We start from the raw sequence: 12,156 nt of genomic DNA on the forward strand, positions 1-12,156 counted from the left end.
GCGAGCCATGAACGAAACAGTCACCGCAATCCTGCTCGGTATCCTGGAAGGGCTGACCGAGTTCCTGCCGGTATCCTCCACCGGGCACCTGATCCTCGCCACCGAGCTGTTCGGCTATGATGCCGCGCAGTGGGCGCAGTTCAACATCGTCATCCAGCTGGGGGCGATCCTGGCGGTAGTGGTGAGCTATTTCCGCACATTCTGGACTATGGGCACCGGCCTGCTGCGGTGGGAGCCCACCTCGGTCCGGTTCGTGCGCAATATCCTCGTCGCCTTCATTCCCGCCGCCGTCATCGGGCTGATGGTCAAGGATACGATCGACGTGATGCTCGAATCGCCCAACGTGGTGGCCTGGGCGCTGGTTATCGGCGGGATTGCCATGCTGGGGCTGGAGAAGACAATCCGCCCGTCCGAAGACACCGGCGTTGCCGACCTTCCCCTGAAGAAGGTGATCGGGATCGGGTTCGTCCAGTGCCTGGCGATGATTCCCGGGACCAGCCGTTCGGGGGCGACCATCCTGGGCGCACTGGCGATGGGCGTGGGTCGCAAGACCGCGGCGGAGTTCAGCTTCTTCCTTGCCGTGCCGACCATGATTGGCGCCGCAACGGTGAAAATCCTCTCCGAGCCTGAAAAACTGCTCGCGGGCGGCGGCCTGGTTGGGTGGGACGAAATCGCCATCGGTTTCGTGGCTGCCTTCCTTGTCGCTCTGGCGGTGATCCGCGCATTCGTCGCCTATGTCAGCCGTTACGGCTTTGCACCGTTTGCCTGGTACCGCATCGTTATCGGAATCGCGGCGCTGGCGTGGCTCACCTTGCGCTGATTGTCACGGTTCATCGCATCTTCGGGAACCAGATTGCCGTCGCTGTTTTAACCCCACAGCGGGGCGCGTGTGCCGCGTTCAACGGGTGCAGTGCACCCTACGACAAGGGGAAAATACCATGAAGAATTCGTTCCTGATTCCGGCCGCCATCCTCTCGCTCGGCCTTGCTGCCTGTGACGGCCCGCGCGAAGAAGCGGCTGAGGAAACTGGCGAGCAGATGGTCGAGAATGCCGACGCCCAGGCCGAAGCGATGGAAGAAGCCGGCCAGATCACTGACGCGCAGGAAGACGCCATGGTGGACAACGCCGAAGAGCAGGCGGACGCCATGGAAGAGAACGCTGAAGAAGTTGACGAGGCCACCGGTCAGTAAGCCAGGCAATCTGTTACAGCGAGGGCGGTCCGGGAGCGATTCCGGGCCGCTTTCGTTTGCGTTCGATCCTGTGGTCAGACCGGCGCGGCGCCGCTGCCCCGCCCGCCGCGCAGCAGGTATTCCTGTGTCCCGCGATGCAACACGTTGTCGACGTCGATCACCGCCGAGTTGGCATAAGTGAAAGCCGGGGCGAGGTTCCGGTAAAGCCGGTCGAAATCGCGCTCGACGGTCTGGCGGTAGAGATCCTCGAAGCTCTCGATCACGAAATAAGTCGGTTGCAGGTCGCTGATCACGTAGTCGGTCCGCATGACCCGGTCGACATTGAGCATGATCCGGTTCGGGCTCTGGGCCTCGATCGCATAGACCGCCTCGGTCGGGCCGGACAGGATTCCGGCACCATAGGCGCGCAGGTCCTTGCCATCCTCGAGGATCAGCCCGAACTCGACCGTATACCAGTAGAGCGCACCCAGGGCCTTGAGCCGGTTGTAGCGCATCGCCTTCCACCCGGCGCGGCCATATTCCTGCATGTAGTCGGCATAGACCGGGTCGGCCAGCATCGGCACGTGCCCGAACACGTCGTGGAACACGTCGGGTTCCTGGATGTAATCGAACGTCTCGCGGGTGCGGATGAAGTTGCCGGCCGGGAACCGCCGGTTGGCCAGGTGCCAGAAGAACACGTGGTCCGGGATCAGCATCGGCACGGGGACCACGCTCCAGCCGGTCAGCGCGCCCAGTTCCTCCGACAGCTTGCCGAAATCGGGCACGCCGCCCCGGCCGAGGTCCAGCCGGTCGAGCCCTGACAGGAACGCGCTGGCGGCCCGGCCGGGCAGCACGTCCACCTGCCGCGCAAACAGATCGTCCCAGATCCCGTCTTCTTGGCGGGAATAAGCGGTCTGGGCCGGCTCCAGCCAGTCCTCGCCCACGTGTGCCGGCCGCCGGAGCGGCGCAGTGAAGACATCGGCCGGCATTTCCGGCAGGACAGTGAAATCGGATTCGGGGTTCGCGAGCGTGGCCATGGTTTCAGTTGCAACCATTAGCACTTTGCGGGCGGACTGACAAACAGGAGAACACCGGTTGGAAAAGCTCAAGGGCAAGGCCTACGAAGAACTGCTCGAGCCGCTCGAGGAGGAACTGGTGGCCATGGCGCGCTGGGCGCGAACCACCGGTGCGCGCATCTGCGTGCTGTTCGAGGGGCGTGACACGGCGGGCAAGGGCGGCGCGATCAAGGCGGTCAGCGGTCGGCTCAATCCGCGCCAGTGCCACGTGGTGGCGCTCCCCAAACCGACCGAGCAGGAGCGCGGCCAGTGGTATTTCCAGCGCTTCGTGCCCTACCTGCCCGGGGCGGGCGAGATCGTGCTGTTCGATCGCAGCTGGTACAACCGGGCCGGGGTGGAGAAAGTCATGGGCTTTGCCAGCGAGTCCGAAGTGGCGCGTTTCCTGGAGGCCGCGCCTGCGTTCGAGCGGCAACTGGTCGATGACGGCATCCTGCTGTTCAAGTACTGGCTCACCACCGACCAGGCGCAGCAGGAGGAGCGGCTGGCCGAGCGGCTGGATGACCCGCTCAAGCGCTGGAAACTCTCCCCGATCGATCTTGCCGCGCGGGAAAAATACGCCGCCTACACCGAAGCGCGCGAGGCGATGCTGGCGGCGACCCATACCGAGTGGGCGCCGTGGACCCTGGTCGACTTCAACGACCAGAAGCGTGGGCGGCTGACCCTGATCCGCAATCTGCTGGACCGGCTGCCGGAAACCCATGTCGAGCCGGAAGCACTGGAGTTCCCGCCGCTGGGGCACGAACCGATGGAAGAAACCTACGGCGTGGTGCAGCCGATTGCGCCCTATCCTGTCAGCGAAGCGTAGCGCCGGCCTTCAGCGTCTGGCGCCCGTCGCTGGCGAACGACCCCAGTTCCAGCCCCTCGGCCGTTTCGCGCACGGCCAGATGGAGCGGCTCGCCCGCAATCGCCGGGCTGACGGCGCGGAAGCTGAATGTCTTCAGCCGGTTCTCGCCGTGAATGCGCGCGGCAAGGCCGAGCAGCAGCGTAGCGATCAGCGGGCCGTGGACCACCAGTCCGCGATAGCGCTCTATCTCGCGCGCATAGGGCGCGTCGTAGTGGATGCGGTGGGTGTTGAAGGTCAGCGCCGAGTAGCGGAACAGCAGCGTTTCCGATGGCACAATTGTTTCAACCTGCTCCCATTCGTCCGGCGCAAAGGCACCATCGCCTGTCGGGGGCGGGCTGAGCGGTGCATCAGGCAGACTTGCCTCGCGATAGACCAGCGTCTGCTTCTCCCGCACTGCCTCGACAGCGTCTGCCGTGGTGACATGCTCGACCTCGACGAAGCCGAGTTTGCCGGTCGATCCGTCCTTCTCGCTGACCGAGACGATCCGGCTGGTCCGCTCGATCTGCGCGCCGACCGTGATCGGGGCGAGGAAGGCAATGTCGCTCGCCGCCCACATCCGGCGCGGCAGGGGTAGCGGCGGGAAGAAGCTGTCGGGGCTGTCGTCGCGGGCCGGGTGGCCGTCGATACCCAGTGCGGCGGTGGCGGCTTCAGGCGTGCAGAGGCAGAAGTGGATGCCCTGCGGCATCGCGCTGCCTGATGGAGCAGCCCGGTCGAGCGCAGCCAGCCAGCGGCGGCACAGCGCCTTGTCGGCCCGGTCGGTGCGGACTTCGGTGCGCCCGATCCAGGCATCCCAGGCGCCCATCAGGCGGCCCGTTCGAACACGGCGGCCATGCCCTGCCCGCCGCCGATGCACATGGTCTCGAGGCCATAGCGCGCACCGCGCCGGTGCATTTCGTGCGCCATGTCCGCCAGAATGCGCCCGCCGGTCGCCCCGATCGGATGGCCGAGCGAAATGCCCGAGCCGTTGACGTTGAGGATTTCGCGGCGGCTGTCGTCTGCCGACCAGCCCCAGCCATTGAGCACGGCCAGCACCTGCGGCGCGAAGGCCTCGTTCAGTTCGACCAGGTCGATCTGGCTCCAGTCCATCCCCGTGCGGGCGAACAGCCGCTCCACCGCCGGGACCGGGCCGATGCCCATGCGGCTGGGATCGCACCCGGCGGCTGCCCAGCCGGTGAACCACAGCATCGGTTCAAGGCCGAGTTCCTCCAGCTTGTCTTCCGCCACCACCAGGCAGGCGGATGCAGCATCGTTCTGCTGGCTGGCGTTGCCGGCGGTCACCACCGCACCGGGCGTCCTGGCTTCAAGCGCGCGCAATGCACCGAGGCTGTCCATGCTTGCATCCGCGCGGAAGCCCTCGTCGCGGGTGAACAGCACCGGATCGCCTTTCCGCTGCGGCACGGGGACGGCGACCAGTTGCGCATCGAACTTGCCCGCTTCCCAGGCAGCGGCGGCGTTCTGGTGGCTGCGCACGGCATAGGCGTCGCAGGCCTCGCGGCTGATATCGTAATCCTTCGCCAGGTTCTCCGCCGTCTCGATCATGCCGGTGATGACGCCGAACCGCTCGACCGGCTGGCTCATCACCCGGCCCCGGGTGAGCCGGTCATGCAGGGTGAGGTTGCCCGCCTTGATCCCCTGACGCACGTCGGTGGTGTAGTGCTCGACGTTCGACATCGATTCGACCCCGCCGGCCACCACGCAGTCAGCCACCCCGGTCTGGACCATCATCGCCGCGTTGGCGACTGCCTGCAGGCCAGAGCCGCAGCGCCGGTCAACCTGATAGCCGGGCACTTCCAGCGGCAGCCCGGCGGCAAGCCAGGCCCAGTGGCCGATTGCCGGGGCCTCGCCATTGCCGTAGCCCTGGCTGAACACCACGTCGTCCACCCGCTCCGGGTCCACCCCGCTGCGCTCGACCAGCGCCTTGAGGATCACTGCGCCAAGCTGGCCGGCATTCATGCTCGCAAGCGAGCCCATGAACCGGCCCACGGGTGTGCGCAGGGGTGAGCAGATGGCAACGCGTCTGAGGGTCATGCTTCCGTATTCCTAACCGAGGTGGTGAAAAGTCATCGCGCTTGATCCGATAGCGCCACCGTCCCCGCATCGACCAGTTTCGCGATCGCCCCAGACGACAGCCCCAGCCGTTCGCACAGTACTTCCTCGCTGTGCTGGCCAAGATAGGGTGCAGGCTTGGGGGCGCCCGGTTCGTGCCCGTGACGCCGGGCGAAACTGCGGGTGGCGGGATAGGCGAAGCCGCTCGGGTTGGCGGGCGATGGGCCGAACAGCGGGTTTTCGCCCACCAGCACGGGGTCATTCGCTGCCTCGTGCATGGTGCGATAGCGTTCGAACGTGCATCCCTGTGCAGCCATCCGCTGCGACAGGTCGGACCAGTCGAGTGCGTCCGCCGCCTGCTGGAACAGCGCGAACAGCCGTGCCCGGTGGTCGAAGCGGGGCGTGTCGCCATCCGCGAATCGCACGCCGAGTTCGTTCTCGAGCGCGGCGATCCCGCTGTCGATGCCGAATGCGGTAACCAGCCCGTCCCACTGCTTCGGGGTAAGCGCGGCGACCATGAAGCGCACCCCGTCACGGCTGCGGAAATCGCGCCCGAACGCGCCCCAGATCGCGTTGCCGAGCCGCTGCCGGTCCGCCCCGCGATAGAGCATCTCCGCCATCGATCCGCTGTTGGCCATGGTCCCGATTGCGACATCGCCCAGCGGCAGTCGCAGCTCGCTGCCCTCGCCGGTGCGGGCGCGGTGGTGGAGCGCGGCCATCAGCGCGAAGGCACCGTAAGCACCGGTGATGAAATCCCACGCGGGAAGCACCTGATTGACCGGCGGTGCGGTCGCCGCGTCCCAGTCTTCCGGGCCGCACATCAGCGGATAGCCGCTGGCCGCGTTGACGGTGAAGTCCATCGCCTGGCGCCCGTCATGCCAACCCATGACCCTTAAAGACACCATATCGGGCCGCCCCTGGGAAAGGACATCATGACCGAGGAAGCTCCGCTCGGGCAGGTTGGTGACCAGCTGGCCGGTGGCCCGCGCCAGTTCCACCAGCAGCTCGCGTCCTTCGCCCGATTGCAGGTCGAGCGCGACCGACTTCTTGGCCCGGTTGAGGTTCTCCCAGCTCAGGGAGCGGCCATCAGCCGTGAGCATATAGCGCCTGTAGTCGAGCCCGCCTGCCTTGTGGTCCACCCGGATCACCTCGGCCCCCATCTGTGCGCAGTAGAGGCCGACTGTGGGCGAGGCGACGAAGCTGGAGACTTCGATCAGCGAAAGGTCCGGCAGGAGGTTATACATCGGATTGGAGACCTATCTTGATTGCCGCATCACACGGCCCGTAGGGCCGCAAGCGCGACTGCGCGCCCGCAGCGACGGGGCCTTCAGGCCCCATGAGCGAGGAAGTCGCAGCCCGGATGGGCTGCGGAAAATCAAGACTCTCTCCATTCGCGCAGCATGTGCTTGGCGATCTGGAGCTGGAGGATCTGCGTCGTCCCTTCGTAGATGCGGTAGATGCGGGCATCGCGGAAGAACCGCTCGGCATCGTATTCGGCAAGATACCCTGCCCCGCCGTAGATCTGCACCACCCGGTCGACCACCCGGCCGCACATTTCGGAAGCGAAGACCTTGAACGCGGCGGCCTTGACCAGGATATTCTCGCCCGCATCGGCGCGGGCGGTCACGTCGGCCATCATGCATTCGGCAGCGTAGATTTCGGTCTCGCTCTCGGCCAGCATCTGCTGGATCAGCTGGAAGTTGGCGATCGGTTCGCCAAAGGCCTTGCGCTCGTTGGCATAACGCAGCGCGGAATCGAGCGCGCGGCGGGCATAGCCGGTGCTGGCCGCGCCGACCGAGATGCGGCCGTTGTCGAGGCTCTTCATCGCGAATACGAAGCCCTGGCCGGTTTCCCCGCCGAGCAGTGCCTCGCCGGGCACATGGACATCCTCCAGGATCACGTCCGAAATATGCGCCCCGGCCTGGCCCATCTTCTTGTCCGGGCTGCCGGTCGAGACGCCGGGCGTGTCCATCGGCACGATGAAGGCGGAAACATGGGCGTTCTTGGGCAGGGCCTCCTTCTCCGTGCGCGCCATGATCAGGGCGACATCGGCGTGCGGGGCATTGGTGATGTAGCGCTTGGTGCCGTTGAGGATCCAGCCATTGCCAGACGGGTCGGGACGGGCGAAGGTCTGCATCGCCGCGCTGTCGGAGCCGGAGCCGGGCTCGGTCAGGCCGAAGCAGGCAATCGCGCCGCCCGCGATGCGCGGCCACCATTCCGCCTTCTGTGCATCGGTGCCGCCGTTCTTGATCGCGGAATTGAACATGCCGACGTTGATCGAGAAGATCGAACGGAAGGCAGGCGCGGCATAGCTCATGCACCTGACCGTGCGCGCATATTGCGTGGTGTTGAGCCCGGCGCCGCCGAATTCTTCCGGCACGGTCAGGCCGAACAGGCCCATATCCTTCATTTCCTGCAGGATATCGTCCGGCACGCGGTCATTCTCGATCGTGTCGCGCTCGGCCGGGATCAGCCGTTCGCGCACATAGCGATCGAGCTGGTCGATGAACTGCTCGAAGGTTTCGGGGTCCATACCGTTCTGGCTGATGCCGGCCTGGCTCATGGCGATCGGGCTCCTCTTGTGATCGGCTTGTTTATTATTGTGCGGGCGGTGCCGGAGCGGGCGTTTCGGCGCTGGTTGCTTCGCCCTCAACTGCGGGATTGGATAGCGCTTCGGGCGGCAAGCGCCGCTGCTCGAGCATCTCGGCGGCTTCGTCGAGTGCGCGGGCTTCGTCCACTGTCACCCCGCCCGGCCCGGGGTCATTCCCGGACGGTCCGCAACCGCCCAGAGCCAGCACGGCCAGTATCGTTCCGAAACGCATCATGGGCGCGACCATAGCGGACGCGCCGCAAAGGAAAAGCGGGCGAATCGGTTGCCCGATCCGCCCGCCCTGTTTCCTTGCCCGATGCAGCGCTTACTCGGTGGCGGCTTCGGCTTCTTCCGCAGCGGCGGCAGCGACTGCAGCGGCAGCTTCTTCAGCGGCAGCACCGGCCTCGTCGGCCGACTGGTTGGCGGCATCTTCGCCAGCCGGTTCCGGAGTGGCGGTCGCAGCCGGATCGGCGACCGGCTCGGCCGTGACATCAGCCATGGCTTCGTCGGCAGGCAGTTCGACGGTGTCGGCTTCGGCTTCTTCGGAGGCGTCATCGGCGCTGCCGCACGCAGCCAGCGAAAGTGCGAAAGCGGCAGCGGCGGCGGCCTTGAGGATTGTCTTCATGAGTATCTCCCTGGAGTGGTGGATGGGTTGCGGGCCTGAATAGCGCGGGCGCCGGAACGCTTCAAACGGGAAAACGGCCTGCCCACGGTTTCCTGCACTGCCCCGCTGTGCCATCGCCGCCGGGCCATGCCGCTGTCAGACAATCCCACTGCGCCCGCGCCTGACCAGCCGGGGCCCGATACGCTCGAACAGGCGCGCGCGCGATTGCAGGCCCTGTTCGGGTTCAGCGATTTTCGCGGGCGGCAGGGCGATGTCGTCAAGCGCGTGCTGGCCGGGCAATCGACCCTGGCCGTGATGCCGACCGGGGCGGGCAAGTCGCTGACCTACCAGCTTCCCGCCACCATGCTGCCCGGCACCTGCGTGGTGGTGTCGCCGCTGATCGCGCTGATGCATGACCAGCTGCGGGCCGCCCGTGCCAACGGCATCCGCGCAGCCACGCTGACCAGCCAGGATGCAGACTGGCGCGAGACGGTCGAGGCCTATCGGGCCGGGGCGCTCGACCTGCTCTATGTGGCACCAGAGCGGGCCAGCCAGCCGGGTTTCCGTGATCTGCTCGGCTCCGCTCCGCTGGCCCTGTTTGCCGTCGACGAGGCGCACTGCGTGTCCGAATGGGGGCACGACTTCCGCCCCGATTACCGCCTGCTTGGCCCGATGATGGACCTCTATCCCGGCGTGCCCCGGCTGGCGCTGACGGCGACTGCCGATGCGCGCACCCGTGCCGATATTCTCGCCCAGCTCGGCATCCCCGAACAGGGCATGATCGTGGCCGGGTTCGACCGGCCGAACATCCGTTATGCCTTGCGCCACCGCGATAACCCGGTGCGCCAGCTTACGGCCCTGATGGCGGCGCATCCCGGGCCGGGGATTGTCTATGTGCCCACCCGCCGCAAGGCCGAGGAACTGGCGGACAAGCTGGCCGCCGCCACCCGCCGCCGGGTGCTGCCCTACCACGCCGGGCTGGAGCCTGAGGTGCGCGCGGCCAATCAGGCCGCTTTCGTCGACAGCGAGGACATGGTGATGGTCGCCACCGTCGCCTTCGGGATGGGGATCGACAAGCCCGACGTGCGCTTCGTTGCCCACGCCGGCATCCCCAAGTCGATCGAGGCCTATTACCAGGAAACCGGCCGTGCCGGGCGCGACGGCGATCCGGCCGAGGCGCTGCTGCTGTGGGGTGCGGGCGACTTTGCCATGGCCCGCCAGCGACTGGCCGAGGTTCCGGCCGAGCGCCAGGCCGGGGAGCGCGTCCGGCTCGATGCGCTCGCCGGGCTGGTGGAGACGGCGGGCTGCCGCCGCGCGGTGCTGCTGCGCCATTTCGGCGAGGACCCGCCCGCTGCCTGCGGCAATTGCGACAACTGCCTTGAAGCCCCCGGGGTGACCGACGCGACCGATACCGCGCGCAAGCTGCTCTCGGCGGTCTATCGCACGGGGCAGAGCTTCGGCCTCGGCCATATCCAGAAAGTGCTGACCGGTGCCAGCGATGACCGTATCCGTCAGCGCGGGCATGACCAGCTGAGCGTGTTCGGGATTGTCGGGGGAGACGAAGCCCGCCTGCTCCAGCCGCTGGCGCGGGCCTTGCAGGCGCGGGGCTGCCTGGCGGCGAACGAGCATGGCGGGCTGGCGCTGGCTGGTGATGCCAGGGCGATCCTCAAAGGCGAACGCACGGTGGAAATCGTGCTGCCGCCCAAGGGCAAGCGCAAGGCCGCTGCCGAGGCCAACCCGGTGGGCGACCCGCTGTTCGATGCCCTGCGCGAGCTGCGGCGGGACCTGGCGAAGGATGCGCAGGTGCCGCCCTACGTCATTTTCCACGATGCCACCTTGCGCGAAATGGTGCGGCTGCGGCCGGGATCGCTGGCAGAGCTGGGCGAAGTCCCCGGCGTCGGAAGCCGCAAGCTGGATGCCTACGGGGAATACTTCCTCGACGTGATCATGCGGCACTGAATCATACGGCCTGAGCCGCCGCCCGCTGTCCGATCAGCGGGACAGCAGGACCGGCATTGTCAGGCCGGCGAACAGATCGCTGGTCGCACTGCCAAGCACCCAGCGGCGCAGGTTCGAATGGCCGAACCCGCCCATCACCAGCAGCGCGGCGCCGCGTGCATGGGCCTCGTCCTGCAAGGCAGCGGCAATGCTGCGCGAGCCCAGCTCGGCCACGCTGTGGCGGGCTGTCAACCCGCGCCGGGCGCTGGTGGTCACCAGCAGGCTTTCGGCCAGATCGGCAGGCAGGTCCTTCTCGCCGCTGATGGTGAGGAAATCGGCCGCATCGAGATCGAGCAGGGCCACGGCATCGCCCAGCGCCCGCGCTGCAGCTGCGGTGCTGTCCCAGGCCACGGCAGCCTGCGATCCGCCTGCGCCCGCGCCATGGCTCTGCGGCACCAGCAGCACCGGGCGGCCGCTTTCGAACAGTAAATGCTCGGCAATGTTGCGCTCGCTCAGCATGCTGCTGTCATCCGTCCCGGTCACGATCAGGTCGTGCAGCCGGGCCTGCTGGCAGATGGCCTCGTGCACCGTCATCGCATGAGAGTGGCTGGTCACGGTCTGGCAATCGACGCCGGCCGTCCGCGCCGCTTCGGCGATACCCTGGGCCACTGCCGCTGCATCGGTGTCACGCCCCGGCGTGGTCACATCGAGCGGCACGACAAAGGCGGTGAGAGTGGCGCCGTGGTTGCGGGCAAGATCGATCGCCAGGGCAGACGGACCGGCCTGCGCGCTGCCCGTTTCGGCGGGAGCAAACAGGAATATCGAACGAAGGCTCATGATACGCTTTCCTTATGCCTTGGCCGCTGGCTCGGTTTCGTCACCGCGGGTCTTCCACAGCGAATAGCCGATTCCCGCCGCGATCAGGCCCAGGGTTACACCCAGGCTGAGCAGCGGCGGAAACTTGGTTCCGCCCAGCAGGAAATCGGAAACGAAGATCTTCGAGCCGATGAAGATCAGCACCACCGCCAGCGCATACTTGAGATAGTGGAAGCGGTGGATCATCGCAGCCAGCGCGAAGTAGAGCGCGCGCAGGCCGAGGATGGCCATGATGTTGCTGGTGTAGACGATGAACGTGTCGGTGGTGATGGCAAAGATCGCCGGCACCGAATCGATCGCGAACACCAGGTCGGCGAGGTTTATCACCACCAACGCCAGCAGCAGCGGGGTCGCCGCCAGCGCCAGCTTGCCGGTTTTCGCGTCCGGCACGCGGACGATGAACTTCTGCCCGTGCAGATCGGGCGTCACCCGCATGTGCCGGGCAATCCACTTGATCGCCGCGTTGTTGGCCAGGTCCGGATCGCTGTCGTCGGTGAACAGCATTTTCACCCCGGTCACGATCAGGAAGCCGGCGAACAGGTAGAGCACCCAGTAAGCCTGCTCGACCAGCGCCGCGCCGCCCGCAATCATCAGCCCGCGCAGCACGATGACGGCGAGAATGCCCCACAACAGGGCGCGGTACTGGTATTTGCGCGGGATCGCGAAGTAGGTGAAGATCAAGCTGATGACGAACACGTTGTCGATCGAGAGCGCCTTTTCGATGAAGTACCCGGTATAGTACTTCATGCCGAGGTCGGCCCCGCGCTCGAACCAGATCCACACGCCGTAAACCATCGCCACTGCGATGTAGAAGACGCTCAGGCGGAGCGATTCGGCGATGCCGAGTTCGCGGTCTTCCTTGTGCAGGATGCCCAGGTCGAAAGCGGTCAGGGCCAGCACCAGGGTGATGAACACGCCCCAGAACCATACCGGGGTACCGAGCCAGTCGGCGAGGAGGAATTCGGGCAAGGGTAGCTCCCTGAAACGCGGTTTCGGTCTCGTTCGATCGGAGG

The 12,156-nt window shown here is 66.5% G+C and carries 13 protein-coding genes; 4 read left to right on the top strand and 9 right to left on the bottom strand.

Annotated elements, in window-relative coordinates:
• Positions 1-7 precede the first annotated feature (7 nt).
• Together U4960_RS02230 and U4960_RS02235 are read left to right on the top strand one after the other, a co-directional pair.
• Entirely contained in the window at positions 8-820 is an 813-nt protein-coding gene (locus tag U4960_RS02230; RefSeq protein WP_324261988.1) for an undecaprenyl-diphosphate phosphatase, read from the top strand.
• A 118-nt stretch (positions 821-938) separates the two neighbouring features.
• Entirely contained in the window at positions 939-1,190 is a 252-nt protein-coding gene (locus U4960_RS02235) for a hypothetical protein (RefSeq protein ID WP_324261989.1), read from the top strand.
• Between the two features lie 74 nt (positions 1,191-1,264).
• On the opposite strand, the gene phhA is transcribed toward U4960_RS02235, so the two are convergent.
• Positions 1,265-2,206, bottom strand: coding sequence for a phenylalanine 4-monooxygenase (gene phhA, locus U4960_RS02240; protein ID WP_324261990.1), 942 nt, complete (start codon positions 2,204-2,206; stop codon positions 1,265-1,267).
• Positions 2,207-2,264: 58 nt separating this feature from the next.
• Between phhA and ppk2 the strand changes: the two genes are divergently transcribed.
• Positions 2,265-3,050: a polyphosphate kinase 2 gene (ppk2, locus tag U4960_RS02245; protein WP_324261991.1), complete on the top strand. Its 786-nt coding sequence runs from the start codon at positions 2,265-2,267 to the stop codon at positions 3,048-3,050.
• Here ppk2 and U4960_RS02250 read toward each other — a convergent pair.
• The 6 genes from U4960_RS02250 to U4960_RS02275 form a co-directional block, all read right to left on the bottom strand.
• Positions 3,037-3,891, bottom strand: coding sequence for an FAS1-like dehydratase domain-containing protein (locus U4960_RS02250; protein ID WP_324261992.1), 855 nt, complete (start codon positions 3,889-3,891; stop codon positions 3,037-3,039). The genes ppk2 and U4960_RS02250 overlap by 14 nt on opposite strands.
• Positions 3,891-5,117, bottom strand: a complete 1,227-nt coding sequence (locus tag U4960_RS02255; RefSeq protein ID WP_324261993.1) for an acetyl-CoA C-acetyltransferase — start codon at positions 5,115-5,117, stop codon at positions 3,891-3,893. Before U4960_RS02255 ends, U4960_RS02250 begins: the two co-directional genes overlap by 1 nt.
• A 32-nt stretch (positions 5,118-5,149) precedes the next feature.
• Positions 5,150-6,379, bottom strand: coding sequence for a CoA transferase (locus U4960_RS02260; RefSeq protein WP_324261994.1), 1,230 nt, complete (start codon positions 6,377-6,379; stop codon positions 5,150-5,152).
• Positions 6,380-6,510: 131 nt separating this feature from the next.
• On the bottom strand, positions 6,511-7,698 hold the full coding sequence (locus U4960_RS02265; protein WP_324261995.1) for an acyl-CoA dehydrogenase family protein: 1,188 nt from the start codon (positions 7,696-7,698) through the stop codon (positions 6,511-6,513).
• 34 nt (positions 7,699-7,732) lie between these two features.
• Positions 7,733-7,960, bottom strand: coding sequence for a hypothetical protein (locus U4960_RS02270; RefSeq protein WP_324261996.1), 228 nt, complete (start codon positions 7,958-7,960; stop codon positions 7,733-7,735).
• 90 nt (positions 7,961-8,050) lie between these two features.
• Positions 8,051-8,350: a hypothetical protein gene (locus U4960_RS02275; RefSeq protein ID WP_324261997.1), complete on the bottom strand. Its 300-nt coding sequence runs from the start codon at positions 8,348-8,350 to the stop codon at positions 8,051-8,053.
• A 126-nt stretch (positions 8,351-8,476) separates the two neighbouring features.
• Between U4960_RS02275 and recQ the strand changes: the two genes are divergently transcribed.
• Positions 8,477-10,288, top strand: a complete 1,812-nt coding sequence (gene recQ, locus U4960_RS02280) for a DNA helicase RecQ (protein WP_324261998.1) — start codon at positions 8,477-8,479, stop codon at positions 10,286-10,288.
• Between the two features lie 33 nt (positions 10,289-10,321).
• On the opposite strand, the gene U4960_RS02285 is transcribed toward recQ, so the two are convergent.
• Both U4960_RS02285 and U4960_RS02290 read right to left on the bottom strand, forming a co-directional pair.
• On the bottom strand, positions 10,322-11,104 hold the full coding sequence (locus U4960_RS02285; RefSeq protein WP_324261999.1) for a universal stress protein: 783 nt from the start codon (positions 11,102-11,104) through the stop codon (positions 10,322-10,324).
• Positions 11,105-11,116: 12 nt separating this feature from the next.
• Positions 11,117-12,112 carry a TerC family protein gene (locus U4960_RS02290; protein ID WP_324262000.1) on the bottom strand — a complete coding sequence of 332 codons (996 nt, stop codon included), beginning with the start codon at positions 12,110-12,112 and terminating at the stop codon, positions 11,117-11,119.
• Positions 12,113-12,156: the final 44 nt, after the last annotated feature.

It is taken from the genome of Altererythrobacter sp. H2 (assembly GCF_035319885.1).
Taxonomy (GTDB): Bacteria; Pseudomonadota; Alphaproteobacteria; order Sphingomonadales; family Sphingomonadaceae; genus 34-65-8.